A 25,389-nucleotide genomic window follows, 5' to 3' on the forward strand; every position below is an offset into this window, starting at 1 on the left:
CGTGTTGTTACCCTGAAGGATGAGCGCCACTCCATCCGTCCCGCATCCCCGGGGGAGCGTGCCCTGGGAGGGCGCAGTCAATGCCCGCGATCTCGGCGGTATTGCCGGGATGGTCGCCCATGGCCGGGTCTACCGGATGGGGCGAAGGGAATGGCTCACCGACCGCGGCTGGCAGCAGGCGTGGGATGACGGCGTGCGCACTGTGATCGATCTGCGCAGCCCGGGCGAGGTGGGCCGCCGCGGCACCGACCCTGCCGTGAAGAGTGCGGCGGAGCAGTTCCTCCTCCTCAACCTCCCCACCGAGGACCAGTCCGACCCGGAATTCACAGCCGTTTGCGGCCCGTACCTGAACTCGCCACGGTATTACCGCTACAACCTGGAACGGTGGCCCGAGAAGTTCGCCGCGGTCGCCCGCGCCATCGCCTCCTCGCCGCCGGGAGGTGTCATCGTTCACTGCGCTGCGGGCCGGGACCGGACCGGGATGGTGTCCGCACTGCTGCTCTCCGCCTGCGGCGTTCCGGCGGAGGCAATCCTCGACGACTATGCCGTGGCGGTGCGCGCCATGAACGACTACTACCGGGGGCAGGACGCACCGCGGGAAAAACCGCGCGCCGAGCCGGAACTCGACGGGTGGCTTTCGGAGACCCGCGCCCATCTGCATGAGCTCCTCGATACCCTCGACGCCGAGGCGTATCTGCTCGGAGCTGGTGTGACACCCGGGGAGGTCGCCGCACTGCGGCACCGCATCCTGGCCTGAACGGAGCTGCCGCTTCCGCTCAGCGCTGCGCCTCTCGGAGCGCGGGCAGGTCGACGGCGCCGCGGACAGCCGCGAGATACCCGGAGCGGTACCCGGCAGCGGTGGGGTGCAGGCCGTCGGGCTGGTCGGCGGTGGTGATCCACGCATCGGCCGCGCCCAGCCCGTGACCCCGGAAGGCCTCGGTCAGCGGCACCCAGATGAAACCGTGGGCCTCGGCCGCGTCTTCAAGGACGGCGTTGAGGGAGTCGGTGCCGCCGTTGAACAGTTCCTGCGCCGGGACGCTCAGCGCCGCTTCAACCCCGAACTCGGGAGAGAACAGATGCGGGTAGCCGGTGACGACCACCGTTGCATTGGGGGCAGCGGAGCGGATCCGCCCGTAGAGCCGGTCGAGGTCCCCGGCGAGCACGGGAAGAACGGCCGTCGTCTTGTTTTCAACCATCCGGCGGCACGATTCAAGCGGTGCGGCCGCGCAGGTTTCAGAGACCTCGCCGAACCCGGCGTCATTGCCGCCCGCAGAAATGGTGATCAGGTCCGTTCCCGGGCCGAGGGTTCCCTCGGTGACGAGCCCGGCCACCTGATCCGGAAGGGTCGATGCCCCGTCCGAGCGTGGGGCGGCAACCGCTCCTGCGCAGGTGGCGTCGGCGGCGAGGCTGACGTTTTCGTCGGCGTCGAGGAGGCCAGGCAGACCGGAGGGCGAGCGTCCGCACTCCTCGGAGTAGGAGCCTGCGCCATAACCGGAAGCGTAAGAGTCGCCGAGGGCAACGTACTCAAGGGGGGCCGGGACCGTCCGCCGCTCCGCGGCGGCCGGCGCACCGGTTCCTGAAGAACATCCGGCGAGCATTCCCGCAACAAGCGCTGCACAGGCCGCTGCTGCCGCCGGGATGCGCTGCGGGGCCGACATCATGGGTCAACGTTAGCAAGCGATGGGGGGGTGGTGGGGGGGGGGGGGGGGGGGGGGGGGGGGTCGGGAACAGGGTTCCAAGGGGGGGGGGGNCCCCCCCCCCCCCCCCCCCCCCTCTCTGGTCGGGCGCAGGGTTGCAGGGCATTCCCCGATGATGCCCTGCAACCAGCCGTTACGCCGTGCCGCCGCCTCCGGTGCACCCGCGAGCTCCTACCTGCAAATCCCCACCAGTAAAACAGGAGTGCGGCCGGGAGGTCGACAGGAAGGTGCGGGGCCGTTCCCTCTTGACAACAGGAGGGCCGCTCGGCCGAAACGTAGGGCGATGGCCTCCTCGGAACCCAGGTGCCTCCACGCGGTGGCTGGGATCCGGTGCGGCCCGTGCCGGCGCGAAATAAAGGAGACGTGGACACGGAGAGGTGCAATGCTTTCCTCCATGACACACGACCGCTCGCACTCGGAGATTTGGGCCGGACTTTCTCCGGCAACCCAGGACCTCCTGCGGGCTGATCCGAACGCGCCGTTGCCCGCGGACGCCGAAGCCGAAATCATCAGAGCCGGCGGTGCAGCGGCCGCGGCATGGTGGAAAGGCGACACGGGCACCCCGGGAGGGCACAAGCTGCCGGCGAGCTTTCAGCAGTACATCGCCGCGGTGGACCGCCCCGAAGGGGACATCAACAGCTAGGCCGCCCACCGCTCCGTTGCGTCCTGGTGGGCGGACCCGGGAAGCGGCCGCGGTCCCCGGCGGTCTATCCGGCGAGCGAGGAAACCAGTGTCTTCACCTGGCTGTGCAGACGGTCGCGGACGGCCCTGAAGCTTTCCACTGATCCGCACGCCGGTTCACCAACGCTCCAGTCCTCATAGCGCTTGCCCGGATACACGGGGCAGGAATCCCGGCAGTCGAGGGTGATGACGACGTCGGAGGCGCGCACCACGTCGTCGGTGAGCGGCTTCGGGTAGTTCTTCGACACGTCGATGCCCAGCTCGGACATCACGGTGACGACGGCGGGGTCGATTTCCGGGGCGGGCATGGATCCCGCCGAGCGCGCACGGATCCGACCCCCGCCCTCAAGGTCAAGGAGCGCCGCGGCCATTTGGGAGAAGACCGCGTTCTGCACGCAGACAAACACGACCTCGGGTCCCTCCCTGCCCACCGCACCCTTGGAGCGGGCCAGGGCGCTGAGCCGGTCGTTCGCGAAGTGCTCGGTGGTCGACGGCAGGAAGGTGCTGATCCTCGCGGTCCTGACAAGAGCCGCATAGGACTCAAAGACGTAGCGTTCAACCGTCTCGGCAGCGATCACCCCCGCGAACCGTTCGGTAAGGCGGTCGGTGATCCGGTGCAGAACTTCGGTGTTGTCCTGAAGTCCGGGAAGGGGATCAGGGTTGTTCATCGCGGCACTCCGGGGCCCGCACCGGAGTGGACCCGCCCGCACGGCTGGGGTTCGATGGTGGCTGTCATGGGTCTCCTGACGCTCTCGGATCCACGGGGGACGCCTTCGCCGGCGGGGTGCAGTGGGTGCCTGAGGGGAGCTGTAACGGTGAGGATCGGTAGCGAAAGTATCGCGAGCCGTATCCTCCGATGTCAAAGGGCATAATTGCCGGATGAACCCACTGCAGATCCTGGGGCGCGCGTCCGCGGTGGACGGACGGCCCTTCGGAGCATGAGCTACTACTTTGAGTGCGTTACCCGTACGACAATCGGCGCAGCCGAACTCTTCGACCTGTCACGCAGCATCGATGCGCACGTGGGCTCGATGTCCCGAGCCCGGGAGAAGGCGGTCGCTGGTGTCACCTCGGGACTGATCGGCCTTGATCAGCAGGTTACCTGGCGGGCATGGCATTTCGGCGTTCCGTTGCACATGACGAGCCGGATCACAGCGATGGACTCACCGCACCGCTTCGTCGACGAACAGGTCAATGGCCCCTTCAAGCGCTTCCGGCACGTTCACGAATTCCTTGAGGCGCCCGACGGGACCGTGATGGTCGACAGGATCGAGTTCGCGGCGCCGCTGGGCGTGCTCGGATGGGCGGCGGAGCGGGTGTTCCTCGGCCGGTACATGCGTCACCTGATCGAAACCCGCAACCGGTATCTGGTGGGGCGCTGATCAGCATCAGCCTGTTCGCTCCGGACCGGTAACCCCGGTGCGGAGCCCGGCGGCGGCCACCGCTGCGGAGCCGAGCATCGCCGTAAGCCCGGAGAACCGGTGACGGCCAAGATTCCGCGCGGCCACTCCGGCGAGTCCCCACGCGACGGCGGCCGGATAGGCGGCGGACACCGGCCTTGCCCTGACGAACGCGGTGGCGGCGCCCGAAGTGAGGGCAAGCGCCACGGCGCTCCAGGCCTCGGCGCCAGGCCGCGGCGGCTTCACACCCTGCGCAATGAGGTTTTCCGCGGTTCCGGCGACAGCGGCGAGGGTGATCCAGCCGGCCAGCAATCCCAGCGGCGCCCGCACGAGCCACCTGGCCGCCGTCGACCGCCGCTCCTTCTCGCCCTCCGGGGCCGCCCGTACGTAGGCGAGCAGTGCGGCGGCGCACGTTCCCGCAATGAGGGGCAGCTGAAGCAAAGGTGCTTCGCGCGTCCTGACCCACAGGCCGGACAGCCCGATTGCCGCCGCGGCAGGTCCGCCGGTCCGGCGCAGCAGCGGATCCTGCCGCGTCGCGGGCAGGCCCTGGTAAACGGCGTAGCTGATAACCCCTGCGTAGATCGGCCCCCAGATTGCGAAGGCGTAATTGCCCGGGAGGACGAGGCTGCGGCTTTGCGCAGCGTCGCCGTAATCCCCGGTCGCTCCGCTGAGGATTCCGCCGGCAACGGCCCCTGCCACCGCACACTGCCTCAGCACGTCTCGATCTGTCATCGGACTCTCCTTCCTGGCGGCAGCCGGTGGAATGCGGGGAACCAAATGGCCCGGGCCCGCGCGCTGCGGGAAAAGCGGGAGGCACTGCTGCCGGTACAGATGGACATTACAAGGACTACTGCCCCCCGCCGCAAGGGTTCACAGCGGACGTTACGCCGGGCCCCTGGCAGCGTCGGACCCTTGGTAACGCCGGGCGCGGCGTCACCGCGCGAAACGCCCCGGCCTGAAGCCTGCCAGCATCGGGTGTGCCTCTCCGGTCAGGATTTCCCCCGCAAGCAATTCACCGGCGATGAGCCCGAGTGTCGCACCGGAATGGGTGAATGCCACGAAGCAGCTGGGGACCTCCTCAAGTTCCCCGAAGACCGGCTCGCCATCGCCGGGGACGGGTTTGCGGCCCAGCCCCAAGGAGGCCGCCTTGAGGACAGGGGTACCCGGGAGAAGCCTTGACACCTCGTCGAGCAGTTCTCGCACAATGGCCTCGGGGATGCTGTGGGAGCCGTCGGGATTCTCGGTGATCGCCTCCTCGTACCAGCCGTGGTCTGCGGCGAGGGTGCCGCCCGGGTTCGGGCGGACCGCCGCCCGCGGTGTGTTCAACACGCAGGTCAGGCCGTGATCCAGGGGTCCGGTCACCACAAGCATCGACAGCGGCGACGCGTCGTCAATTGTGACCCCGAGCTCGCCCACCACTGAGGGCGTCCGGGCTCCGCAGGCGACGACGACCGCATCGCCGTCGTAGGCGCGCCCGTCCCCGGTGGAGGCGCCGGCGGCACGCCCGCCCCTCAGGATCACTGCTGCCTTCCCTTCGCGCGCGGCAAGGCTCCCGCCGAGGCGGGTGAACTCCTGCATCAGGTGGTCGATGAGGTGCGGCAGCGACACCCAGCCTTCGCCGGGGTTGAAGATGGCCGCCGGGGCAACTGCTCTGGAATGACCCCCGGAGCGAGCAGGCCGGCCTCCGCGGGATCGATGAGCCGGGAACCGTATCCGTGCCGCCATTCAGCCGTGTGGCGGCGTCGGGCCTTCTCCTCATCGCCGGCCTCGGCCCAGTAGAGCCCGCCGCCGAAGCGCAGCCAGCTACGGGAAGGATCGGAGGCGAAGAGGGTGCGGTAGCGGTCGATCCCCGCCATCCGCAGCAGATGGTAGGGCTCGGTGCGCTCCCCTGCCGAATTCAGCCAGGACAGGGAGCGCCCCGAGGCGCCGCTGCCCAGTCCGGCCTCGGTCACCAGGACAACCTCGGCCCCGCCGCGCAACAGGTGAACGGCCGTGGAAACTCCGAGGATGCCGCCGCCGATGACGACCACGCGCCGTACCGGCGCTGAAGCGGATTGTGGCATCTCAGCCCCACTCTCAGGGAGGGTGAATCGGGAACGTTCAGGAGTCCCGGGAAACGGCTTCGGGCTCAGGCAGGGATTGGCTTGTCCAGCAGCAGGTTTGTGATCCGCATTGTGCAAAGCCGCTGTCCCGACTCGTTCTCGATAAGCACCTCGTGGGTGGTCAGCGTCCGGCCGAGGTGGATGGGCGTCGCCGTGACGGTGACCGTGCCTCCGCGGGCGGAGCGGTGGTGGGTGGCCGATACGTCAACCCCGACGGCCGTCTTGCCGAGAGTGCTTGCATGGATGACGGCCGCCCAGGAGCCCACAGCCTCGCCCACCGCAAGGGAGGCCCCGCCGTGGAGCAGCCCAAAGGACTGGCGGTTGCCCTCGACCGGCATCGTCGCCACAACCTTCTGCACCGACTGCTCGAGGATCTGCACGCCCATGGCGATGTCGAGTTCGCCGGGGACGATCCGCCAGGGCTGGACCGCGGCTCCGGCGTCGGGGATTTCGCTCACGGTTGCTCCTTGGGAGGGGTGCTTGAAAAAAGGCGGTTCCTGTACGCTGGTCATATTACCGAACGTCCGTTCAGTTTATCCCTGGCGGGCCCTGCATCATCAAGCTGAAAGGCGAGTCGATGACGACTACAACAGCTGTCGGCACAGACATTGTCCCAAGTTTCGTCGAGGATTCCTGGTGGGCGCCCGACGCCGCCGCACTCACCGGAGCAGCCACCGAGGTCCGCGACGCGAGCACCGGAGAGGTCCTCGCCCTGGTCAGCACCGAAGGGCTCGACGTCGGAGCGGCGGTGCGCTATGCCCGCTCCACCGGTCAGGCGGAACTGGGGAAGTTCACCTTCCACGAGCGCGCCCTCAAGCTCAAGGAACTGGCCCAGTTCCTCAACAGCCGCCGCGAGCCGCTGTACGAGTTGTCGGCCCGCACCGGGGCCACGAAGGTCGACTCGATGGTCGATATCGACGGCGGCATCGGGGTGCTCTTCACTTTCGGCTCAAAGGGCCGGCGCGAGCTGCCCAACTCCCAGGTGATCGTCGACGGCCCAACGGAGAACCTCTCCAAGGACGGCTCCTTCCTCGGCACTCACATCCATACCCGTATCCCCGGCGCAGCCGTCCAGATCAACGCGTTCAACTTCCCGGTCTGGGGCATGCTCGAAAAACTCGCCCCGGCGTTCCTCGCCGGCGTTCCCACGATCGTCAAGCCGGCAACGCCCACCGGCTACCTGAGCGCCGCCGTCGTGAAGCTGATCATCGAGTCCAACATCCTTCCCCCGGGGGCGCTGCAGCTCATCTCCGGCCCGGCCCGGGACCTGCTTGACTACCTCGACTACCGGGACCTCGTGGCCTTCACCGGTTCCTCCTCCACCGCCAACCACCTGCGGTCCCACCCCAACGTGATGCACGGCGGAGTGCGCTTCAGCTCGGAGACCGACTCCCTGAATGCCGCAATCCTCGGGCCCGACGCCGTGCCGGGCACCCCTGAGTTCGATGCCTTCGTCAAGTCCCTGGTCACCGAGCTCACGGTCAAGGCCGGGCAGAAGTGCACCGGTATCCGCCGGACTATCGTGCCCAAGGCGATCGTTCAGGACGTCGTCGATGCGGCCCGTGCCCGCATCGAAGAGCGCATCACCCTGGGCGATCCGCGGGCCGAGGGGGTCACCATGGGCGCCCTCGCCTCCCTTGAGCAGCTGGAGGGGGTGCGGGCCGCCGTGCGCGAACTCGTGTCCTCGGGCGGCGAGTTCGCCCTGGGCTCCCTTGACGTCCCCGAGGTCACGCATGCCGACGGCAGTGTCGCCCCGGCCGAGGGCGGGGCGTTCATGGCGCCGGTGCTGCTGACCTGGGAGGACGTTGAAGCCGGAGCGCTTCACTCGGTCGAGGCGTTCGGGCCCGTCGCTTCGGTGATTGGCTACGACGACATCGCCCATGCTGTGCACCTCGCGGCGCTGGGTTCCGGGTCGCTCGTCGCGACGGTGTGCACGAACGACCCGGCGGTGGCGCGCGACCTGGTGACGGGAATCGCCGCCCACCACGGCCGGGTGCTGATCCTCAACCGGGAGGACGCACGCTCCTCAACCGGCCACGGATCACCGGTCCCGCACCTCACCCACGGCGGGCCCGGGCGCGCCGGCGGCGGCGAGGAGCTCGGCGGCATGCGCTCGGTGCTCCATCACATGCAGCGCACCGCTCTCCAAGGATCGCCGAACATGCTCACTGCCGTCACCGGGATCTGGCACACCGGCGCGGACCGCACCTTTGACGGCGTCCATCCGTTCCGCAAGAACCTTTCGCAGCTGCGCATCGGCGACGCCGTGCGCTCGGACCTGCGCACGGTCACCCTCAAGGACATCACCGCGTTCGCCAACACCACGGGCGACAAGTTCTACGCGCACACCAACGAGGAGGCCGCGGCGGCTAACCCGTTCTTCCCGGGGATCGTGGCGCATGGCTACCTGCTGCTTTCCTGGGCGGCCGGACTCTTCGTCGATCCGGAGCCCGGCCCCGTCCTGGCGAACTACGGGCTTGAGAACCTGCGCTTCCTCACCCCCGTGGCCGCCGGTGATTCGATCCGGGTGACCCTCACCGCCAAGCGCATCACGCCCCGCGAAACCGACGAGTACGGCGAGGTGGCCTGGGATGCGGTGCTGACGAACCAGTCGGACGAGATCGTTGCAACCTACGACGTGCTGACCCTCGTGGAGAAGTAGGACCGGCGGGCTGCGCCGCTGCCTAGGGGCGGTGGTGCAGCCCGTCGAAGACCATGGTGATGACGTCGTCGGCAAGTTTCTCGGCCGTGAGCGGGCCGCCGGGCTTGTACCACTCGACGATGGAGTTGATCGTGCCGAACAGCAGCCGCGTGGTGGTGCGCGGGTCGATGTCGCTGCGCAGCGAGCCCTCCGTGCGGGCGGCGTCGACGAGCGCCGACACCTGGCGGTCAAAGGAGCGGCGGCGCTCCAACGCACCGCGTTCGACGTCGGTGTTGCCGCGCAGGCGCAGCAGCAGCGTGACAAACGGCAGCCGCTCGGTCAGGACGGCGATGGTGCCGCGCAGCACGAATTCAAGCCGCGCGTCGGCCCGCCCGGCGGTGGCGCGGGGGTCGGTCAGTACGGCCTCCAGGCCGCCGAGGGCGTGCTCAAGCGCCAGCCGGAGCAGGTCGCCCTTGGACGGGACGTGATGGTAGATGGCTGACTTGCTGATCCCAAGGTTCTCGGCGAGCACGCCCATCGAGGTGGCCTCGTACCCGTGCCGGTTGAACACGTCGACGGCGATGGTCAGGACCGCCTGCTGGTCATAGCCGGGCCGCCCGCGGCGTCCGGGGGCCGCGGCCTGTACTGGGATGCTCGCCATACCCGTCATTTTCGCATGAACGTTCGGTAACTAAACGTCGGTCTTGGGCCGGAGGTCGTAGACCCGCTTGAGCTTGCCGCTGGAGCGCACAAGAGAACCCTGTTCGACCACCGTCACCGCGCAGCTCGACCCGATGTGAATCTTGATCTGCTCCCGCAGGACGGCGGCCGCCTGCTGGGCGTCCGCCGGGGAGACACCCTCCCGCGGCTCCACCAACACGTTAAGCTGGTCCATCCGCTGGCCTTCGGGGCGGGTGAGTTGGAGCTGGAAGTGCGGGCTCAGTGCCGGAATCCGCAGGGCGAGCTCCTCGACCTGGGTGGGGAACAGGTTCACGCCGCGCAGGATGATCATGTCGTCACTGCGGCCGGTGATCCGCCCCATCCGCCGCATCCCGGGCCGTGCCGTCCCGGGCAGCAGCCGGGTGAGGTCGTGGGTGCGGTATCGGATGATCGGCAGGGCCTCCTTGGTGAGCGAGGTGAAGACGAGCTCGCCGTGCTCGCCGTCGCCCAGCACCTCGTCGGTGAACGGGTCCACGATTTCTGGCCGGAAGTGGTCCTCCCAGATGTGGGAGCCGTCCTTGCTCTCAACGCACTCGCCGGCCACGCCGGGGCCCATGACTTCGGAGAGGCCGTAGATGTCGCAGGCGTCGAAACCCATGCGCTCCTCGAGTTCGTGACGCATTTCCTCGGTCCACGGTTCGGCGCCAAGGACGGCGGTCTTGAGCGTGGTGGAGCGCGGGTCGATGCCTGCGGCGGTCATCGCGTCGAGGATGGTCAGCAGATAGGTGGGGGTGGCGAGGATCGCGTCGGGTTCGAAGTCGCGGATCAGCTGGATCTGGCGCTCCGTCTGGCCTCCGGACATCGGGATGACGGTGCAGCCGAGTTTCTCGGCGCCGTAGTGGGCGCCGAGGCCGCCGGTGAACAAACCGTACCCGTAGGCGTTGTGGACCTTCCAGCCCGCCTTGACCCCCGAGGCACGCAGCGAACGGGCCACAAGGCCCGCCCAGGTGGCGACGTCACCGGCGGTGTAGCCGACGACGGTGGGCTTGCCGGTGGTCCCGGAGGAGGCGTGGATGCGGGCAATGCGCTCCTGGGGCACCGCGAACATGCCGAAGGGGTAACTCTGGCGCAGGTCTTCCTTGGTGGTGAAGGGGAACTTGGCCAGGTCTGCGAGCTCCCGGAGGTTACTCGGGTGCACCCCTGCGGCGTCGAACTTCCGCCGGTACAGGTCCACCTTCTCGTAGGCGAGGGTGACGGTGCGCTGGAGGCGCTCGAGCTGGAGTGCCTCAATGCGGTCCCGGCTGTATTCCTCCTCGGGATCGAGGGTGCCGGGGACAGCCGCCGTGGCCTTCAGGGCGGTGCTGGTCATGATTCCTCCATGGCTGTGGTGCTCGGCTGGGGAGCGGGGATTGTGCGTGAACGTCCGCGGAATTCGGCGACGGGACGCGAGCCCGCGCCGTCACCGGCCGTTACGGTGATGTCGAAGAGGCCGCTGCGGCCTGCCTCGGCGCGCCGGGTGGCCACCGCGGTGAGGAGTTCGCCGGCGCGGACGGGGCTGAGGAAGGTGATGTCGGCGCCGGAGGCGACGGTGACGGAGGTGGCCGGTTCCAGCGAAGCCGGGTTGCAGGCGAGGGCGAACGCGGAGTCGGCGAAGGCGAAAACCATTCCTCCGTGGGCGATGCCGAAGCCGTTGAGCATTTCTGGGCGCACCCGCATCGAGATGGTGGCCGATCCCTCGCCCACGGCAAGGAGCTCGATGCCCAGCCAGGCGGAGGCGTGGTCCTCCTCAAGGATGCGGTGCCGGAGGGCCGGAGCGCTTGTGGATTGGACGCCGATGTCCGCCATGACTGCCTTTCGAATTAATTACCGAATGTTCATTAGGTAATACCGGCCGGTGGATCGATGTCAAGGAGATCCGGCCGCGTTAAGCCTTGCATTCCCTCCATTATATCTATTAGATATAACCAACCAACGGAGGGGATTCCATGTCGCGCTCGGAGCAGACCCAGACTGCCGTCCTCGGCGCGCTCAGCGTCATGCCGATGACCGGATACGCCCTGCGGGAAGAGATCCGGTCGATCCTCGGGCATTTCTGGAGCGAAAGCTTTGGCCAGATCTATCCGGCGCTCGCCGAGCTGGAACGTCAGAACCTGATCGAACGCAGGGGCACAAAAGGAGCACGGTCATCCGTCTTTGCCCTCACTCCGGCCGGGAGCGCGCGGCTCAAGGAACTGCTCTCGGCACCGGTGCAGCCGGCCCGGCCCCGGAATGGGCTCTTGCTCCGACTCTTTTTCGGCCGCCAGCTGGGGCCGGATGCCTGCCGGGGACTCATCGAGGACGCCAGGGTCAAGGCGGAGGAACAGCTTGCGGAGCTGGCGGTGGCGCGCCGCAAGTCCCAGGAGGGCGGGGAGCACCCCTTGGACAGCGCGTACTGGCTCCTCACGGTCGCTGCCGGCGAGCATGCTGCCCGTGCCGCAATTGCGTGGGCCGATGAAGCACTCGAAGCCCTTGCCGATTTTCCCGACTCCGCCCCTGCCCCACCGGGGCCGGTTGAAGGACCGGCTGCGCAACCCAAACCCCTTCATTTTCGAGCCAAGGAGTACCCATGAGCGCCGCCCCAACCCTTCTGTCCCGTCTGCGGGCAGCGGCAACGCCCGGACGGACCGCTGCCGCGGCGGCCGCAGGATTCTCGGTGATTGCGGCGTTCCAAGCCGCCCTCGCCCTGGGGGCACCCTTCGGGGCGGCTGCCTACGGCGGCGCAACCACGGGGCAGCTGCCGCCGGGACTGCGCGTGACGAGCGTGGTCTCCATGGTGATCTGGCTGCTGGCGGCGTTGGTGGTCCTCGCCCGGGGCCGATCGGGGCCGGTGCCTTCCGGCAGGACGGTCCGTTGGGGCGTCCGCGGCCTCGTGGCCCTGCTCGCGGTGGGAGCCCTCATGAACGCCGCCTCTCCAAGTCCGTGGGAACGGTTCTTCTGGGCGCCGCTCGTGCTCGTCCTGCTGCTCCTCTGCCTGCGTCTTGACCGGCACCGCGGGGCGGAGGGGAGCCCGAGCCGCGCTGCTGCCTGAGCATGCGGGGGCGGACGGCAGGCGGGTTGACGCCGATGTCCCGCAGTGCCCTGTCGCGGACGCGGCGGTTGTGTTTGACTGCCGGTATGAATGGGCGCGACAACGACCGGGAGAAGGCGCGCTGTGAAAGCTCCCGTTCAAGACTGAGGAGGGCGGTCCGGTGGGCATAGTGACCTGCGGTGTGGCGGTGTCGGTTGACGGTTTTGCCGCAGGGCCGGGGCAGAGCCTCGAAAACCCGCTCGGTGCGGGCGGGGAGAATCTCCACCGATGGATGTTCGAGCAACCGGAGGAGAACGCCGAAGAAATCGCGGACCTGCTCACGCCCGGCGCCTACATCATGGGCCGGAACATGTTCAGCCCGGGCCGCGGGGCCTGGGACGCGGAGTGGCGCGGCTGGTGGGGAGAGGATCCGCCGTACCACGCGCCGGTCTTCGTCCTGACCCACCACCGGCGACCCCCGCTGGTGATGCAGGGCGGCACAACGTTCACCTTCGTCACCGACGGCATCGAGGCGGCGCTTGAGCGGGCCCGGAACGCCGCCGGAGCCCGGGACGTCGGCATCGCCGGCGGGGCGGCGACAATCAACCAGTACCTCGCCGCGGGACTGATCGACGAACTGCACCTCCACGTCGCGCCGGTCGTCCTCACCCGCGGAGAGCGGCTCTTCGCCGGCGTCGGGGACCTCGAACTCGAGATCATCCGCTCGCACAGCACGTCACTGGTCACCTCCACCCGTTACCGGGTGGTCCGGTAGGCTCTCCGCTGCGTGCGCCGTCCCCAGGAAGCGCCGGGACGGCCGGCGGCCCGGCCGAATACGTCATTTAAAAATGCGCATATTCCGCGGGTTCACGCGGCTCCAGCGGTGCTAGATTCGTTGAAACAAAGGGTGTTTTCTAGGTGTCGCCGGAAATCCCGGCAGCCTCGGCAAGTGCAAATTTTTCAGAGCCATCAGCCTCCCGGGAGGAAGACATGACTGAACACGTTGCCAGCGTTACAACCTGTGACGTTGAAGCCTGCTCGTTCAACCACCACCACGACTGCACCGCCTTTGCCATCACGGTCGGCGGCAGTCCGGCACACGCAAGCTGCTCAACCTTCATCGACATCTCGACCACCGGCGGGCTGCCCAAGGTGCTCGCCCACGTGGGCGCGTGCCAGCGCACCGAATGCCAGTACAACGACCACCTGCTGTGCGACGCCGTCAACGTCCGTGTCGGGCCGGGGGCCGAAGCAGCGGACTGCCTCACCTACAGCCCCCGCGGCTGATTCCGCTTGGCATGCGGTGCCGGCGGGCACAGCACGCCAAGCGGTGAAGCTCACTGCCGCTGCGCCGGAAGGACCTCGGCGGCACCGAGCGCGTCGGCCGCGAAGGCGTAGTCCCAGGCCACGTCCTTCCAGCGGGCATAGCGGCCGCTGGCACCGCCGTGGCCGCCGTCCATCTCGGTCTTGAGGACGATGGGTTCGCCCCCCGTTGTCTTTTCCCGCAGCTCAGCCACCCATTTCGCCGGCTCAACATAAAGGACCCGGGTGTCGTTGAAGCTGGTGACCGCCGCAATGCGCGGGTAGTCGACGGCGCGCACGTTTTCGTACGGCGTGTACTCCTTCATGTACCGGTAGACCTCATTGTCGGTGATCGGGTTCCCCCACTCCTCCCACTCGAGCGCCGACAACGGCAGCTCCGGGTCAAGGATGGTGGTCAGCGCGTCGACGAAAGGCACCTGGGCCACGATTGCCCTGTACTTCTCGGGCGCGAGGTTGGCAACGGCACCCATGAGCAGGCCGCCGGCAGAGCCGCCCATCGCCGCGATGCGGTGCGGGTCAACCCAGCCCGACTGCGCCAGGTAGGTCGTGGCGTCAACGAAGTCGGTGAAGGTGTTCTTCTTGTTCAGCTTCTTGCCCTGCTCGTACCAGGTGCGGCCCATCTCGCCGCCGCCTCGGATATGGGCGATGACGAAAATGACACCCCGGTCGAGCAGCGAAAGCCTCGACACCGAGAAACCGGGATCCACGCTCACCTCGTAGCTGCCGTACGCGTAGACAAGCGCCGGATGGGACCCGTCCTTCACCAGGTCGGCGCGGCGGAGCACCGACAGCGGGATCAGCGTCCCGTCGGCCGCGGGCGCCCAGTGCCGTTCGGCGGTGTAGCTCGCCGGATCGTACCCGCCGCGCACTTCGGTCTCCTTGCGCATGGAAAGCTCTCCGGTGGCAAGAACGTAGTCGTAGACGCGGGGAGGGGTGAAGAAGGACGTGTAGCTGAGCCGGATGACGGGCGATTCGAACTCGGCGTTGGCAAGGTTGGTGGTGGTCAGCTCCTCGTCGAAGGCCGGTTCGACGGGCGCCGCCTGCGCCGGCGTCCCGAGGCCCTCGAGGGGAAGGACCTGCACCCGCTCGAGGGTGTCCTTGCGCACCGACAGCACCACGTGGGTGCTCGTCACCGCCGCGCCGTTGACCCGGACGGCGTCGTCGTGCCCGACCACAGTAACCCAGTGCTGGTCGGCGAGCGGCTTGGTGAATTCGGCGGCGTCGATGAGGCTTACCATCGAGTTCTTGGCGCCGCGGTTGTGCGTCAGCAGGTAGTTGAGGCGGCCCTCAAGGCGCACCGGCTCGGCCTCATAGAGGATCTTCTCGTCGCGGGAGATCAGGGTTGTCAGTTCGGCGTCCGGGGTGGTCAGGTCCAGTACCCGGTATTCGCTGTATTCCGAGGAGCCGATGCTGACCAGGAGCTGCGTGCGGTCCGCCGAGAGCTCGAACCCGGTCCACATGGCCACGTCGTCCTCCTGGTACAGGACGACGTCGTCCTCGACAGGGGTGCCGAGGGTGTGGATCTTCACCTGGAAGGGCCGCCACGAATCGTCGACGACGGTGTAGAAGACACGCGTGCCGTCGGGGGAGAAGCCGAGGCCGTAGAAGACGTTGGCCACCTCGTCGGGCAGGAGCTTCCCGGTCTCGAGGTCCTTGACGCGCAGCGTGAACCGCTCGTCGCCGGCGTTGTCCTCGCAGTAGGCAAGGAGCGTTCCGTCCTCGCTGACCGCAAGGCCGCCGATTGAAAAGAAGGGCTTGCCCTCGGCCTCGACGTTGCCGTCGAGCAGGATCTGTTCGCCGTCCACCGGCCTGCCGGGGACAACCTCCGGGGGAGTCCAGTCGCGGTCCAGGTCTCCGGTGTCGACTGCTGCGACACGGCACTGGATGCCGTACTGCTTTCCCTCCTCGGTGCGGGAGTAGTACCACCACCCCTTTTTCCGGGCCGGGACCGAGAGGTCGGTCTCCTGGGTGCGGTTCTTGATCTCCGCGAAGATCACCTCGCGCAGGTTCTCCTGGCCGGCGGTGACGGCCTCGGTGTACTTGTTCTCGGCCGTCAGATGCTCAACGACCTCGGGGTTGTCCTTCTTCCGGAGCCACTCGTAGTTGTCGACGAAAACATCGCCGTGGTGCGTGCGCTGCACCGGCAGTTTCTTTGCGGCGGGAGGGCCCGGAACGGTGTCCACGTGAGTCTCGGCAGTCATGGCACCATCTTGCCAGTTTCCGTCTGGAACCCCACCTGCATCCGATTCCGCTGTCCACGAACGCGGCGCCCCGGCGCTGAGCCGGGGACCCGCACCGGTTCGTGCTGCTTTCACCGTGCCGGGCGCGTGTCGCGCGCCGACACGCCGTCTGCGGGCACCCCGGCCGCCAAAGGCGCAGGAACCGGCACCGGAGCCTGATGCAGCCCGCAGGATCGGGGCAGGATGCGCCCCAACCACCCTTCGCCAGCCCCGACCCAAGTGTTGACTGCCGCCCCGGCGGAGCATATCCTGAACGAACGGTCGGTAATTATTTCCGGTACTTCTCGGCACACAGTGAGGTGGCTCCCATGCCAGCAACAGCAGCGACCAGGACCGACGGGCTTGACGCGGACGCCACAGGCCAGAGGCTGTTTGATGAGATCATCGCCCAGGACTCCCGCATCGAACCGCGCGACTGGATGCCCGAGGCCTACCGCAAGTCCCTGACCCGCCAGATCTCCCAGCACGCGCACTCCGAAATCATCGGCATGCAGCCGGAGGCGAACTGGATCACCCGCGCTCCCTCCCTGAAGCGCAAGGCCATCCTCATGGCCAAGGTGCAGGACGAGGCCGGGCACGGACTCTACCTCTACTCCGCCGCCGAGACCCTCGGCACACCGCGGGACAAGATGACCGAGGACCTCATCGCAGGCAAGGCCCGGTACTCGAGCATCTTCAACTACCCCGTGCTGACCTGGGCGGACATCGGCGCGATCGGCTGGCTGGTTGACGGCGCCGCCATCTGCAACCAGGTGCCCCTGTGCCGGGCCTCCTATGGACCCTACGGCCGCGCCATGGTGCGCATCTGCAAGGAGGAGTCCTTCCACCAGCGGCAGGGTTTCGAAATCCTGCTCGAACTCGCAAACGGCACCCAGGCCCAGCGCGACATGGCCCAGGACGCCATCAACCGCTGGTACGCCCCCTCACTGATGATGTTCGGCCCGCCGGACGACGATTCCCCGAACTCCAAGCAGTCGATGGCCTGGAACATCAAGCGCTTCTCCAACGACGAGCTGCGCTCGCGGTTCGTCGGCATGATCGCAGAGCAGGTCAAGGCCCTCGGGCTGGCGCTTCCCGATCCCGACGTGCGGTTCAACGAGGAGACTCAGAGGTGGGAGCACGGCCCGCTGGACTGGGAGGAGTTTAAGGAGGTCCTCGCCGGCCGCGGCCCCTGCAACGCCCAGCGCATGGAGCGCCGCCGTGAGGCACATGAAGACGGCGCCTGGGTGCGCGAGGCCGCAGCGGCCTACGCCGACAGGCAGTCCCGCAGCGCCAACTCAGCAACGGAGGCAGCATGACCGGCGGATCAACGACGGGCGACGACGGCGCCACGGCACCGGCCGCAGGGCCAGCCGAAAAACGCCAGCCCTGGCCCCTGTGGGAGGTGTTCGTCCGGTCCTCGCGCGGGCTCTCCCACGTCCACGCCGGTTCGCTCCACGCGCCCGACGCCGACATGGCGCTGCGCAATGCCCGCGACCTCTATACCCGGCGCAACGAGGGAATCAGCCTGTGGGTGGTGCCGTCCTCGGCCATCATCACCAGCGACCCGGATGCCAAGGAGCAGTTCTTCGAATCCCCGCAGGGCAAGGACTACCGCCACGCGACCTACTACACCAAGAGCGAAGGGGTGAAGCACCTGTGAGCGAGGCCAACGCCAGCGCCACCCGCATCACCCCGGGCAACGCGCTGCGCCCCGAGGACATCGCCGCCGCCCACACCGTGCCGACACCCGAGACCGCCGAATACGCGCTCTGGCTCGGGGACGACTCGCTGATCCTCGCCCAGCGGCTCGGCTGGTGGATCTCGCGCGCACCCGAACTTGAAGAGGACGTGGCGCTTGCCAACATCGCCCTCGACCTCATCGGCCATGCCCGCTCCTTCCTCACCTACGCGGGCCACGCGACGGGCCGCACCGAGGACGACCTCGCCTACTTCCGCCGCGAGCCCGAGTTCCGCTCCGCGCACCTCTTCGAGCAGCCCAACGGCGACTTCGCCCGCACCATCGCCCGGCAGTTCGTCGTCTCCCACTACCAGTGGGAGCTGTACTCCCGCCTGATGCACTCCACCGACCCGACCCTGGCGGCCATCGCCGCCAAGGCCGTCAAGGAGGTCGACTACCACCGCGACCACAGCGTCCAGTGGGTGCTCCGCCTTGCCCTGGGAACCGAGGAGTCGCGGCGCCGCATGACCGCCGGGCTCCGCCTCACCTGGCCCTACGTTGAAGAGCTGTTCGTCGACACCCCGCTCACCGACGCCCTTTCCGGCGTCGCCGTCCGTCCCGGAGACCTGCGGAAACCGTTCGACGCCGCCGTCACCGCAGTGCTGCAGGAGGCAGAGCTCGAGGTCCCTGCCGTTCCCGGCGCCACCGGCGGCGGACGCCGCGGCGTCCACAGCGAGCACCTTGGCTACATCCTCGCCGAGCTGCAGGTCCTCGCCCGCGAGCATCCCGGCGCCTCCTGGTAGCGACGATGGGTACCAATACGGCGCAGCGGCCGGCCGATGAGCGCGCCGCAGAGATCTGGGACATCGCCGCAACCGTGTGCGACCCCGAGATTCCCGTGCTCACGATCGAGGACCTCGGCATCCTCCGCGCCGCCGCCGCCGTCTACGGCAACGACGGTCCGGCGGCCGCGGTCGTCATCACCCCCACCTACTCCGGCTGCCCGGCCATGGACGCGATCCGCGACGACGTCGTGACCGCACTGAAGTCCCGCGGGTACAAGGAGGTGCGCGTCGAGCTCGCGCTTGCCCCGGCCTGGACCACCGACTGGATGACCGAGGCGGGCAAGGAGAAGCTCAACCGGTACGGCATCGCCGCCCCCAGCGGCATGGCTGCCGCCGGCCCGGTCCGGGTGGGCCTCAGCGTCAAATGCCCGCAGTGCTCCTCACTGAATACGCGGGAACTCACCCGCTTCGGCTCAACCTCCTGCAAGGCGCTCTATGTCTGCCAGGACTGCCGGGAACCCTTCGACTACTTCAAGGTGCTGTGAATGGCTGTCACGTTCGCCCCGTCAAATAAGCGGCGCACCGCTTTCCACGAGCTGACCGTTGCCGAAGTGCGCCGGCTCACCGAGGACGCCGTCGAGGTGACCTTCGCGGTGCCCGAGGAGCTCGCCGGGAAATACGACTACGTTCCCGGCCAGTACGTCGCACTGAGGACCACCCTCGAGGTGGACGGCGAGCCCAAGGAGGTGCGCCGCAGCTACTCCATCTGCGCCGAGCCGCGCCCGGGCGAAATCCGCGTGGCGATCAAGCGGGACCTCGGCGGGGTGTTCTCCAGTTGGGCCAACGAATCGCTCAAGGCCGGGGACCGCCTCGATGTGATGAGCCCCATGGGCCAGTTCATCTCCAAGCACGAGATGACCGAACTGAACCACCCCGAAAACATCGACACGACAACGCAGAACACCTTCGTTGCCGTTGCCGCAGGATCGGGCATCACCCCGGTCATCGCGATCGCCCGCTCCGTCCTCGCCGCCGGGCAGAACGTCCGCTTCGACCTGATCTACGCCAACAGGGCGGCAATGGACGTGATGTTCCTCGAGGACCTTGCGGACCTCAAGGACCGCTATCCGGCCCGGTTCGCCGTCCATCACGTCCTCTCCCGCGAACAGCGCATTTCGCCGCTGCTCTCCGGGCGCATCGACGCCGAGAAGCTCCAGCAGCTTCTCGGAACGGTGATCCGCACCGAGGACGTTGACGAGTGGTTCCTGTGCGGGCCGTTCGAACTGGTTCAGCTGTGCCGGGACACTCTGGGCGAGCGGGGCGTGCCTGCCGAGAAGATCCGGTTCGAACTGTTCAGCACCGGGGAGCCCACCCGCCCCGAGGGCCAGATCGGGCGGCCCGTCAAGGCCGCCGAGAACGGCGAGAACTACTCCATCTCCTTCCGCCTTGACGGACTGCAGGGAACCGTCGAAAGCCCGACCCACGCCCGGGAATCCCTCCTCAACGCCGCCCTGCGCGTGCGCCCCGACGTGCCGTTCGCCTGCGCCGGCGGGGTCTGCGGCACCTGCCGGGCCAAGATTGTCTCCGGGACCGTTGAGATGGAAGAGAACTACGCCCTTGAACCTGACGAGATCGCCAAGGGGTACGTGCTCACCTGCCAGGCACGCCCCACCAGCAAGGCAGTGACCGTTGACTACGACGCCTAGGAGCGCCCGGATGAGCCCCACCATGATCGAGCTGAGGACCGGCGCCGGTGTCGCGGAGATTGTGCTCAACGCCCCGTACAAGCTCAACGCCCTCGACGAGCAGGCGCTCGCCGATCTTTCCCGGGCCTACGACGCCGCCGCAGCGGCGGCCGCCGACGGTTCGGTGCGCGCCCTGGTGCTGCGCGGGGAGGGGCGCGCCTTCTGCGCCGGCCGCGACATCTCCGGCGTCGCCGCGGAAACCGATGACGCCGAGGCGTACCTCGCAGGGCTGGTCACCCCGCTGCTGCGCAAAATGGCGGCCTTTCCCGCGCCGACCTTCGCCGCCGCCCACGGCGCGTGCCTCGGCGTCGGGCTCGGCCTGCTGATCGCCACCGACGTCGTCTACGTCGCCGACACCGCGAAAATCGGATCGCCCTTCGCAAACCTCGGGGCCACGCTCGACTCCGGCGGGCACTGGCTGTTCACCGAACGCCTCGGTGCCCACCGCACCCTCGACCTGATCTACACGGCCGAACTGATGAGCGGGGCCGACGCCGTCCGCGCCGGGCTGTTCAGCCGGTCGATGCCCGCCGACGCGCTGCTCGACTTCACCCGGGCCACCGCCGCCCAGGTGGCGACCGGGGCCACCGGCGCCTTCCGGGCCTCCAAGCAGCTGGTCGCGGACATCCGCGACCGCCGGCTGGGCCTGTGGGATGCCATGGACCAGGAGAACGCCGCCCAGGCCGCGCTGAGCCGCACCCCGGACTACGCCGAAGGGTTCACAGCCTTCCAGGAGAAACGCAAGCCGCACTTCACCGGCTGAGCGCAGCGGGCGCGCCGCGAACGGTCCGCCGGGGCGCTAGCGGGTATCGAGGTCTTCGAACACCAGGAAGGTCTGGGTGTCGAGCACGCCCGGCATCGACTGGAGGCGGTCGAAAATGACCCGGCGCAGGTCGAGGTTGTCCTCCGCGCGCACCAGCAGTATCACGTCGAAGTCACCGCCCACGAGGGCGATGTGGTGGATCTCCGGGATGGCACGCAGCTCCTCCTTGAGCTCCCGCCAGGAATTCTGGCGCACCTTCAACGTCACGTATGCCGAGGACCGCAGACCGGCCTTCACCGGATCCACGAGGGCGGTGAACTTGGTGAGCACGCCCTCCTCCGAGAGCCGGGCCATCCGTGAATACGCATGGGCGCGGGAGATATGCACGTTCTCCGCCACCGACGTCACCGACTGCCTGCCGTCGCGCGTCAGCTCCGCCAGGATCTTCCGGTCCACCTCGTCAAGCACCCGGTCGTTCATCCGTCTCCATCCCCGCCCGTAATCCAGCTCACACTTACATTCCGTCCACCAGCGCGCCGCTCAGGTCACGATTGTTCCAGACTTTCCGCAGTTGGTGGATACGAAAAGTATCAGATTGCGATACTTGGATGACACAGCATCCACGGAGCCCGCCGATTGGCGGGACCGGGGTCCTTGAAGGCATGCGGCCAATGGAGGCACAGATGACCATTCCGATCGACAGCGGGTTCGACGGAGCGCTTGCGGGCGGACGCCACGGCGCGCCCGGCGGGCTGCCCGCGGAGATGCAGCTCCTGCCCCGGGAGCGTCCGGTGCAGCTGATCGACCACAACGGCACCGCCAACCCCGACGAGCGTTACGGCCTTCCCGCTCCCGGCACCCTGCTTGAGGCGTACGGCAAGCTTGTTTCGGGCCGGCGCATCAATGACCAGGCGAACGCCCTCGTGCGCCAGGGCCGCCTCGCCGTCTACCCCTCCTCCCACGGGCAGGAAGCCTGCCAGGTGGCAGCCGCCGCCGTCCTCGAGCAGCAGGACTGGCTGTTCCCCACCTACCGCGACACCGTGTCCGTGGTGACCCGCGGCGTCAACCCCCTCGAAGTGCTGACCCTGCTGCGCGGCGACTGGCACTCCGGATACGACCCCTACGAGCACCGGGTCGCCCCGCAGGCCACACCGCTGGCCACCCAGCTGCTCCACGCGGTCGGCGTCGCGCACGCCGCGAAGCTGCGCGGGGAAGACACTGTTGTCCTGGCGATGTGCGGCGACGGAGCCACAAGCGAAGGTGACTTCCACGAGGCGCTCAACTTCGCCGCGGTGTTCCACGTGCCCGTCGTCTTCTTCATCCAAAACAACGAATACGCGATCTCCGTGCCGCTGAAGAACCAGTCGGTTGCGCCGTCCCTGGCGCACAAGGCCATCGGCTACGGCATGCCCGGCGAGCGTGTAGACGGCAACGACCTCGCCGCCCTGCTCTCGGTCCTCGGGGCGGCAGTGGACCGGGCCCGCAACGGCGGCGGCCCGTCCCTGGTTGAGGCACATACATACCGCATGCAGGCTCACACCAACGCCGACGACGCCACCCGGTACCGTTCAGCCGAAGATGTGGAGAAGTGGGTGCCGAAGGACCCGATCAGCCGCCTGCGCACCTACCTGAGGAACCTGCAGGTGCTCGACGACGGCGCCGAGGAGCAGATCGCGGCGGAGGCTGAAACCCTTGCCGCGTCGATCCGCGCCGGCCTCAACGCGGAGGTCGACGTCGACCCGCAGGACCTTTTCGCCTTTGTCTACACCCAGAAAACCGCGCAGCTGCGGGAACAGGCCCAGCTGCTGCGCGACGAACTCTCACGCGAGGCCCAGCCATGACCCAGACCAGCGAACGCGCCCCCGCAGCCCCGGCATCAGCCGCCGCAGCTCCCGGCACCGCAAGCGTCACCTTCGCCAAGGCCCTCAACGCCGCACTGGCCGATGCGATGGAGGCCGATTCCTCGGTCCTGATGTTCGGCGAGGACGTCGGACCCCTCGGCGGCGTCTTCCGCATCACCGACGGGCTCACCGCCCGGTTCGGGCACGAGCGGTGCTTCGACACACCCCTGGCCGAGGCCGGCATCATGGGCATGGCGGTCGGCATGGCGATGAACGGGATGCGTCCAGTGGTGGAGATGCAGTTCGACGCCTTCGCCTACCCCGCCTTCGAGCAGGTGGTCAGCCACGTCGCGAAGATGTCCAACCGCACCAGGGGCAGGGTCAAGCTGCCCCTGGTCATCCGCATCCCCTACGCCGGCGGGATCGGGGGAGTGGAACACCACTGCGACTCGTCCGAGTCCTACTACGCCCACACCCCGGGCCTGACGGTGCTCGCCCCGGCCACGGTCCGCGACGCCTACACGATGCTGCGGCAAGCGATCCGGTTCCCCGACCCCGTTGTCTTCCTCGAGCCGAAAAAGCTGTACTGGTCGAAGGAGGTCATTGACCTCGACGAGCTGCGCCGGGACTTCGACGCCGGGCAGGGGCCGGACACCATCGGCAGGGCCGTCGTCGCGCGCCCCGGCACCGACGCCACCTTGATCGCCTACGGACCGTCCGTCCCAACCGCCCTCGCCGCCGCCGCTGCCGCCGCGGAGGAAGGCCGCTCCCTCGAGGTGATCGACGTCCGCTCGATCGTTCCCTTCGATGACGAGACGGTGTGTGCGAGCGTGCGCAGGACCGGGCGCGCCGTCGTCATCTCCGAGGCACCGGGCTTCGCCTCGGTGGCCTCCGAAATTGTCGCCCGCATCCAGGAACGCTGCTTCCACTCGCTCGCCGCGCCCGTCCGCCGGGTTACCGGGTTCGACATCCCCTACCCCTCGCCCAAGCTGGAGCACCACTTCCTGCCGGGGGTCGACCGGATCCTCGACGCCGTCGACGAACTGCAGTGGGAGGACGAAGCGTGAGCGCCGAAGCTCTCCAGCAGCCCCTGCTGGTCTTCAACCTCCCCGACCTTGGCGAAGGGCTGACCGAAGCCGAACTCGTCTCCTGGCTCGTGGCCGAGGGCGACGAAGTGGTCGTGGACCAGCCGGTCGCCGAAGTGGAGACCGCAAAGTCGGTGGTGGAGGTGCCCTGTCCGTTCGCTGGGACGATCGCCAAGCTCCACGGGGCGGCGGGCCAGACCCTCGACGTCGGCAGGCCGTTCATCTCCGTGCGCGGAGCGGACACCGGGACGCACCACGCGGATGCTCCCCAGCCGCCGGATCAGCCCCAGCCGGCCGGAGGCTCCGCCGCTGCGGGCGCCGCTGCCGAGACCTACCGGGCCGAGGAGCGCGCCGGCATCTCGGCCGAGGCTGCCGCCGCCGCTGCCCCCGAGCCCGAGCAGGGCTCGGGAAACGTCCTCATCGGATACGGCACCCCGGCCGGATCAAGCCTCAAGCGCACCCGCAGGCCCCGCGCCGCCGCCGGCCCAGGAGCGGGCCCGGATGCCGCGGTTCCGGGCGAGGTCGCGGACGCGGTTCCGCAACCAGCGACGGTCCACGCTGCGCGCCGCCGCAGCGAAGCCAACGGCACCGGGCAGGCACTGCTGTGCAGCTCGCCCCTGGTACGCCGGATGGCCCGCGAGGCGGGCCTCCGGCTGCGCGACATTCCCGGCAGCGGCCCCGGCGGCCTGATCCTGCGCCGCGACGTCGTCGACGCCATGTCCGCGGCCGCGCCGGAGGGCACCGCCGTGCCCGAGGCCGGCGCGCGGCGGGACCAGGAGCCGGTCGGCGGAGCCGGCGAGGATCCCCGTTCCGGGCTGAGCGTTCTCGGGCGCACGCCCCTGCGCGGGGTCCGGAAAACCATCGCCGACACCCTCTCGCGCAGCCGGCGGGAAATCCCCGAGGCAACGGTATGGGTTGATGTTGACGCCACCGCCCTTGTCGAACTGCGCGCAGGGCTCAAGAAGCGCGACCCCGACACAACCCCCGGGCTTCTTGCGTTCATCGCCCGCTTCGCCGTTGCCGGCCTCGCCCGGTACCCGGAGCTGAACACCCGCATCATCACGGGCGAGGACGGCTCCCAGGAGATCCTGAGGGTCGACGGCGTGAACCTTGGCGTGGCGGCGCAGACCGACCGCGGACTGATGGTGCCCTCCGTCCGGCGGGCGGACCGGCTGAGCGCCCGCGCACTCGACGCGGAGATCCGCCGCCTCACTGCCGCGGCCCGCGAAGGAAAGGCGGCGCCCACCGACCTGACTTCGGGAACGTTCACCCTGAACAACTACGGCGTGTTCGGTGTGGACGGCAGTGCCGCGATCATCAACCACCCCGAGGCTGCGATCCTTGGGATTGGAAGGATCATCGACCGGCCCTGGGTGGTCGACGGAAGCCTTGCCGTGCGGAAGGTGACCGAACTGACGCTGACCTTTGACCATCGGGTCTGCGACGGCGGAACCGCCGGCGGGTTCCTGCGCTTCGTCGCCGATGCCATCGAGAACCCCGGAGGGCTGCTCGCCGACCTCTAGGTGATCCGGATGCCACTACCACCACCGGAACCCGCAGTCGCAAGACGACGGCGGTGGGCGCCGGCCCCGCCGCCCACCCCGTTCGTGACTAGAATCCGATCATGGAGGTCCGTCGAGACGGCAGCTCACCCCGCCATCCCGGGGCGGTGGGGTGGTGAGCTGCAGACTCGGCCGGGGCAGGGCCGGTGCAGGGGGCC

The 25,389-nt window shown here is 68.5% G+C and carries 26 protein-coding genes and 1 pseudogene; 17 read left to right on the plus strand and 10 right to left on the minus strand.

What is annotated here, in order from left to right; genetic code table 11:
- Nucleotides 1-19 precede the first annotated feature (19 nt).
- Nucleotides 20-757, plus strand: a complete 738-nt coding sequence (locus AC4D14_RS06865) for a tyrosine-protein phosphatase (RefSeq protein WP_490900986.1) — start codon at nucleotides 20-22, stop codon at nucleotides 755-757.
- Nucleotides 758-776: 19 nt separating this feature from the next.
- Here the strand turns inward: AC4D14_RS06865 and AC4D14_RS06870 are convergent, their stop codons facing one another.
- Nucleotides 777-1,661: an SGNH/GDSL hydrolase family protein gene (locus AC4D14_RS06870; RefSeq protein WP_490900987.1), complete on the minus strand. Its 885-nt coding sequence runs from the start codon at nucleotides 1,659-1,661 to the stop codon at nucleotides 777-779.
- Nucleotides 1,662-2,091: 430 nt separating this feature from the next.
- On the opposite strand from AC4D14_RS06870, the gene AC4D14_RS06875 reads away from it, so the two are divergent.
- Nucleotides 2,092-2,340: a hypothetical protein gene (locus AC4D14_RS06875; protein WP_490900988.1), complete on the plus strand. Its 249-nt coding sequence runs from the start codon at nucleotides 2,092-2,094 to the stop codon at nucleotides 2,338-2,340.
- 64 nt (nucleotides 2,341-2,404) lie between these two features.
- Here AC4D14_RS06875 and AC4D14_RS06880 read toward each other — a convergent pair whose 3' ends face one another.
- The gene (locus AC4D14_RS06880; RefSeq protein WP_490900989.1) at nucleotides 2,405-3,046 is read right to left on the minus strand and encodes an arsenate reductase ArsC; all 642 of its coding nucleotides are present in this window, start codon (nucleotides 3,044-3,046) and stop codon (nucleotides 2,405-2,407) included.
- Nucleotides 3,047-3,316: 270 nt separating this feature from the next.
- Here AC4D14_RS06880 and AC4D14_RS06885 point away from each other — a divergent pair, with 270 nt between their 5' ends.
- Entirely contained in the window at nucleotides 3,317-3,760 is a 444-nt protein-coding gene (locus tag AC4D14_RS06885) for an SRPBCC family protein (RefSeq protein ID WP_490900991.1), read from the plus strand.
- 6 nt (nucleotides 3,761-3,766) lie between these two features.
- Here AC4D14_RS06885 and AC4D14_RS06890 read toward each other — a convergent pair whose 3' ends face one another.
- From AC4D14_RS06890 to AC4D14_RS06900, 3 genes and pseudogenes are all read right to left on the minus strand, one after another.
- Nucleotides 3,767-4,510 carry a TspO-related membrane protein gene (locus tag AC4D14_RS06890; protein WP_490900992.1) on the minus strand — a complete coding sequence of 248 codons (744 nt, stop codon included), beginning with the start codon at nucleotides 4,508-4,510 and terminating at the stop codon, nucleotides 3,767-3,769.
- Nucleotides 4,511-4,711: 201 nt separating this feature from the next.
- Nucleotides 4,712-5,841, minus strand: a pseudogene (locus AC4D14_RS06895) (NAD(P)/FAD-dependent oxidoreductase).
- Between the two features lie 65 nt (nucleotides 5,842-5,906).
- Complete coding sequence (locus AC4D14_RS06900; protein ID WP_490901514.1) at nucleotides 5,907-6,266, minus strand: PaaI family thioesterase; 360 nt, start codon at nucleotides 6,264-6,266, stop codon at nucleotides 5,907-5,909.
- 191 nt (nucleotides 6,267-6,457) lie between these two features.
- On the opposite strand from AC4D14_RS06900, the gene paaZ reads away from it, so the two are divergent.
- A complete protein-coding gene (gene paaZ, locus AC4D14_RS06905; RefSeq protein ID WP_490900993.1) occupies nucleotides 6,458-8,542 on the plus strand; it encodes a phenylacetic acid degradation bifunctional protein PaaZ in 2,085 nt (694 codons plus the stop codon).
- A gap of 22 nt (nucleotides 8,543-8,564) precedes the next feature.
- On the opposite strand, the gene AC4D14_RS06910 is transcribed toward paaZ, so the two are convergent.
- The 3 genes from AC4D14_RS06910 to AC4D14_RS06920 are packed head-to-tail and all read right to left on the minus strand — an operon-like array spanning nucleotide 8,565 to nucleotide 11,026.
- Nucleotides 8,565-9,182 (minus strand): TetR/AcrR family transcriptional regulator, encoded by a 618-nt coding sequence (locus AC4D14_RS06910; protein ID WP_490900994.1) that lies wholly within the window; start codon nucleotides 9,180-9,182, stop codon nucleotides 8,565-8,567.
- 30 nt (nucleotides 9,183-9,212) lie between these two features.
- Nucleotides 9,213-10,550 carry a phenylacetate--CoA ligase PaaK gene (paaK, locus tag AC4D14_RS06915; RefSeq protein WP_490900995.1) on the minus strand — a complete coding sequence of 446 codons (1,338 nt, stop codon included), beginning with the start codon at nucleotides 10,548-10,550 and terminating at the stop codon, nucleotides 9,213-9,215.
- On the minus strand, nucleotides 10,547-11,026 hold the full coding sequence (locus AC4D14_RS06920; protein ID WP_490900997.1) for a hotdog fold thioesterase: 480 nt from the start codon (nucleotides 11,024-11,026) through the stop codon (nucleotides 10,547-10,549). Before AC4D14_RS06920 ends, paaK begins: the two co-directional genes overlap by 4 nt.
- A gap of 140 nt (nucleotides 11,027-11,166) precedes the next feature.
- On the opposite strand from AC4D14_RS06920, the gene AC4D14_RS06925 reads away from it, so the two are divergent.
- The 4 genes from AC4D14_RS06925 to AC4D14_RS06940 all read left to right on the plus strand — a co-directional run bounded on the left by AC4D14_RS06925 (nucleotide 11,167) and on the right by AC4D14_RS06940 (nucleotide 13,514).
- A complete protein-coding gene (locus tag AC4D14_RS06925; protein WP_490900998.1) occupies nucleotides 11,167-11,790 on the plus strand; it encodes a PadR family transcriptional regulator in 624 nt (207 codons plus the stop codon).
- A complete protein-coding gene (locus AC4D14_RS06930) occupies nucleotides 11,787-12,248 on the plus strand; it encodes a hypothetical protein (protein ID WP_490900999.1) in 462 nt (153 codons plus the stop codon). Before AC4D14_RS06925 ends, AC4D14_RS06930 begins: the two co-directional genes overlap by 4 nt.
- A gap of 160 nt (nucleotides 12,249-12,408) precedes the next feature.
- Nucleotides 12,409-13,002 (plus strand): dihydrofolate reductase family protein, encoded by a 594-nt coding sequence (locus tag AC4D14_RS06935; RefSeq protein ID WP_490901000.1) that lies wholly within the window; start codon nucleotides 12,409-12,411, stop codon nucleotides 13,000-13,002.
- Between the two features lie 215 nt (nucleotides 13,003-13,217).
- Complete coding sequence (locus AC4D14_RS06940; protein ID WP_490901001.1) at nucleotides 13,218-13,514, plus strand: DUF1540 domain-containing protein; 297 nt, start codon at nucleotides 13,218-13,220, stop codon at nucleotides 13,512-13,514.
- Nucleotides 13,515-13,564: 50 nt separating this feature from the next.
- Here AC4D14_RS06940 and AC4D14_RS06945 read toward each other — a convergent pair whose 3' ends face one another.
- Nucleotides 13,565-15,751 (minus strand): S9 family peptidase, encoded by a 2,187-nt coding sequence (locus AC4D14_RS06945; protein WP_490901002.1) that lies wholly within the window; start codon nucleotides 15,749-15,751, stop codon nucleotides 13,565-13,567.
- Nucleotides 15,752-16,098: 347 nt separating this feature from the next.
- Here AC4D14_RS06945 and paaA point away from each other — a divergent pair, with 347 nt between their 5' ends.
- From paaA to AC4D14_RS06975, 6 genes are read left to right on the plus strand one after another with little or no spacing between them, the layout of a single operon-like run.
- Nucleotides 16,099-17,088, plus strand: a complete 990-nt coding sequence (gene paaA, locus AC4D14_RS06950; protein WP_490901004.1) for a 1,2-phenylacetyl-CoA epoxidase subunit PaaA — start codon at nucleotides 16,099-16,101, stop codon at nucleotides 17,086-17,088.
- Nucleotides 17,085-17,432, plus strand: coding sequence for a 1,2-phenylacetyl-CoA epoxidase subunit PaaB (gene paaB, locus AC4D14_RS06955; protein WP_490901005.1), 348 nt, complete (start codon nucleotides 17,085-17,087; stop codon nucleotides 17,430-17,432). Before paaA ends, paaB begins: the two co-directional genes overlap by 4 nt.
- The gene (gene paaC / locus AC4D14_RS06960; RefSeq protein WP_490901006.1) at nucleotides 17,429-18,253 is read left to right on the plus strand and encodes a 1,2-phenylacetyl-CoA epoxidase subunit PaaC; all 825 of its coding nucleotides are present in this window, start codon (nucleotides 17,429-17,431) and stop codon (nucleotides 18,251-18,253) included. Before paaB ends, paaC begins: the two co-directional genes overlap by 4 nt.
- Nucleotides 18,254-18,258: 5 nt before the next feature.
- On the plus strand, nucleotides 18,259-18,780 hold the full coding sequence (gene paaD / locus AC4D14_RS06965; RefSeq protein ID WP_490901008.1) for a 1,2-phenylacetyl-CoA epoxidase subunit PaaD: 522 nt from the start codon (nucleotides 18,259-18,261) through the stop codon (nucleotides 18,778-18,780).
- Entirely contained in the window at nucleotides 18,781-19,941 is a 1,161-nt protein-coding gene (gene paaE / locus AC4D14_RS06970) for a 1,2-phenylacetyl-CoA epoxidase subunit PaaE (protein WP_490901009.1), read from the plus strand.
- A gap of 22 nt (nucleotides 19,942-19,963) precedes the next feature.
- On the plus strand, nucleotides 19,964-20,743 hold the full coding sequence (locus AC4D14_RS06975; protein ID WP_490901515.1) for an enoyl-CoA hydratase/isomerase family protein: 780 nt from the start codon (nucleotides 19,964-19,966) through the stop codon (nucleotides 20,741-20,743).
- A gap of 36 nt (nucleotides 20,744-20,779) precedes the next feature.
- Here the strand turns inward: AC4D14_RS06975 and AC4D14_RS06980 are convergent, their stop codons facing one another.
- Nucleotides 20,780-21,223: an Lrp/AsnC family transcriptional regulator gene (locus tag AC4D14_RS06980; RefSeq protein ID WP_490901011.1), complete on the minus strand. Its 444-nt coding sequence runs from the start codon at nucleotides 21,221-21,223 to the stop codon at nucleotides 20,780-20,782.
- 284 nt (nucleotides 21,224-21,507) lie between these two features.
- On the opposite strand from AC4D14_RS06980, the gene pdhA reads away from it, so the two are divergent.
- From pdhA to AC4D14_RS06995, 3 genes are read left to right on the plus strand one after another with little or no spacing between them, the layout of a single operon-like run.
- Nucleotides 21,508-22,584: a pyruvate dehydrogenase (acetyl-transferring) E1 component subunit alpha gene (gene pdhA / locus AC4D14_RS06985; protein WP_490901517.1), complete on the plus strand. Its 1,077-nt coding sequence runs from the start codon at nucleotides 21,508-21,510 to the stop codon at nucleotides 22,582-22,584.
- Entirely contained in the window at nucleotides 22,581-23,651 is a 1,071-nt protein-coding gene (locus AC4D14_RS06990) for an alpha-ketoacid dehydrogenase subunit beta (protein ID WP_490901012.1), read from the plus strand. The genes pdhA and AC4D14_RS06990 overlap by 4 nt, the downstream gene beginning before the upstream one ends.
- On the plus strand, nucleotides 23,648-25,192 hold the full coding sequence (locus tag AC4D14_RS06995) for a dihydrolipoamide acetyltransferase family protein (RefSeq protein ID WP_490901013.1): 1,545 nt from the start codon (nucleotides 23,648-23,650) through the stop codon (nucleotides 25,190-25,192). The genes AC4D14_RS06990 and AC4D14_RS06995 overlap by 4 nt, the downstream gene beginning before the upstream one ends.
- Nucleotides 25,193-25,389 lie beyond the last annotated feature (197 nt).

Source organism: Arthrobacter sp. TJ-254, assembly GCF_058269175.1.

Bases quoted from the DNA above. Each gene is read 5' to 3' on its own strand.
- AC4D14_RS06880 (WP_490900989.1), bottom strand. From the start codon at position 3,046: ATGAACAACCCTGATCCCCTTCCCGGACTTCAGGACAACACCGAAGTT.
- AC4D14_RS06925 (WP_490900998.1), top strand. From the start codon at position 11,167: ATGTCGCGCTCGGAGCAGACCCAGACTGCCGTCCTCGGCGCGCTCAGC.
- AC4D14_RS06980 (WP_490901011.1), bottom strand. From the start codon at position 21,223: ATGAACGACCGGGTGCTTGACGAGGTGGACCGGAAGATCCTGGCGGAG.
- AC4D14_RS06885 (WP_490900991.1), top strand. From the start codon at position 3,317: ATGAGCTACTACTTTGAGTGCGTTACCCGTACGACAATCGGCGCAGCC.
- pdhA (WP_490901517.1), top strand. From the start codon at position 21,508: ATGCAGCTCCTGCCCCGGGAGCGTCCGGTGCAGCTGATCGACCACAAC.
- AC4D14_RS06940 (WP_490901001.1), top strand. From the start codon at position 13,218: ATGACTGAACACGTTGCCAGCGTTACAACCTGTGACGTTGAAGCCTGC.
- AC4D14_RS06990 (WP_490901012.1), top strand. From the start codon at position 22,581: ATGACCCAGACCAGCGAACGCGCCCCCGCAGCCCCGGCATCAGCCGCC.
- paaK (WP_490900995.1), bottom strand. From the start codon at position 10,550: ATGACCAGCACCGCCCTGAAGGCCACGGCGGCTGTCCCCGGCACCCTC.
- AC4D14_RS06910 (WP_490900994.1), bottom strand. From the start codon at position 9,182: ATGGCGAGCATCCCAGTACAGGCCGCGGCCCCCGGACGCCGCGGGCGG.
- AC4D14_RS06900 (WP_490901514.1), bottom strand. From the start codon at position 6,266: ATGGGCGTGCAGATCCTCGAGCAGTCGGTGCAGAAGGTTGTGGCGACG.
- paaB (WP_490901005.1), top strand. From the start codon at position 17,085: ATGACCGGCGGATCAACGACGGGCGACGACGGCGCCACGGCACCGGCC.
- paaD (WP_490901008.1), top strand. From the start codon at position 18,259: ATGGGTACCAATACGGCGCAGCGGCCGGCCGATGAGCGCGCCGCAGAG.
- AC4D14_RS06975 (WP_490901515.1), top strand. From the start codon at position 19,964: ATGATCGAGCTGAGGACCGGCGCCGGTGTCGCGGAGATTGTGCTCAAC.
- paaE (WP_490901009.1), top strand. From the start codon at position 18,781: ATGGCTGTCACGTTCGCCCCGTCAAATAAGCGGCGCACCGCTTTCCAC.
- AC4D14_RS06890 (WP_490900992.1), bottom strand. From the start codon at position 4,510: ATGACAGATCGAGACGTGCTGAGGCAGTGTGCGGTGGCAGGGGCCGTT.
- AC4D14_RS06945 (WP_490901002.1), bottom strand. From the start codon at position 15,751: ATGACTGCCGAGACTCACGTGGACACCGTTCCGGGCCCTCCCGCCGCA.
- AC4D14_RS06870 (WP_490900987.1), bottom strand. From the start codon at position 1,661: ATGATGTCGGCCCCGCAGCGCATCCCGGCGGCAGCAGCGGCCTGTGCA.
- AC4D14_RS06875 (WP_490900988.1), top strand. From the start codon at position 2,092: ATGACACACGACCGCTCGCACTCGGAGATTTGGGCCGGACTTTCTCCG.
- AC4D14_RS06865 (WP_490900986.1), top strand. From the start codon at position 20: ATGAGCGCCACTCCATCCGTCCCGCATCCCCGGGGGAGCGTGCCCTGG.
- paaA (WP_490901004.1), top strand. From the start codon at position 16,099: ATGCCAGCAACAGCAGCGACCAGGACCGACGGGCTTGACGCGGACGCC.
- paaZ (WP_490900993.1), top strand. From the start codon at position 6,458: ATGACGACTACAACAGCTGTCGGCACAGACATTGTCCCAAGTTTCGTC.
- AC4D14_RS06920 (WP_490900997.1), bottom strand. From the start codon at position 11,026: ATGGCGGACATCGGCGTCCAATCCACAAGCGCTCCGGCCCTCCGGCAC.
- AC4D14_RS06930 (WP_490900999.1), top strand. From the start codon at position 11,787: ATGAGCGCCGCCCCAACCCTTCTGTCCCGTCTGCGGGCAGCGGCAACG.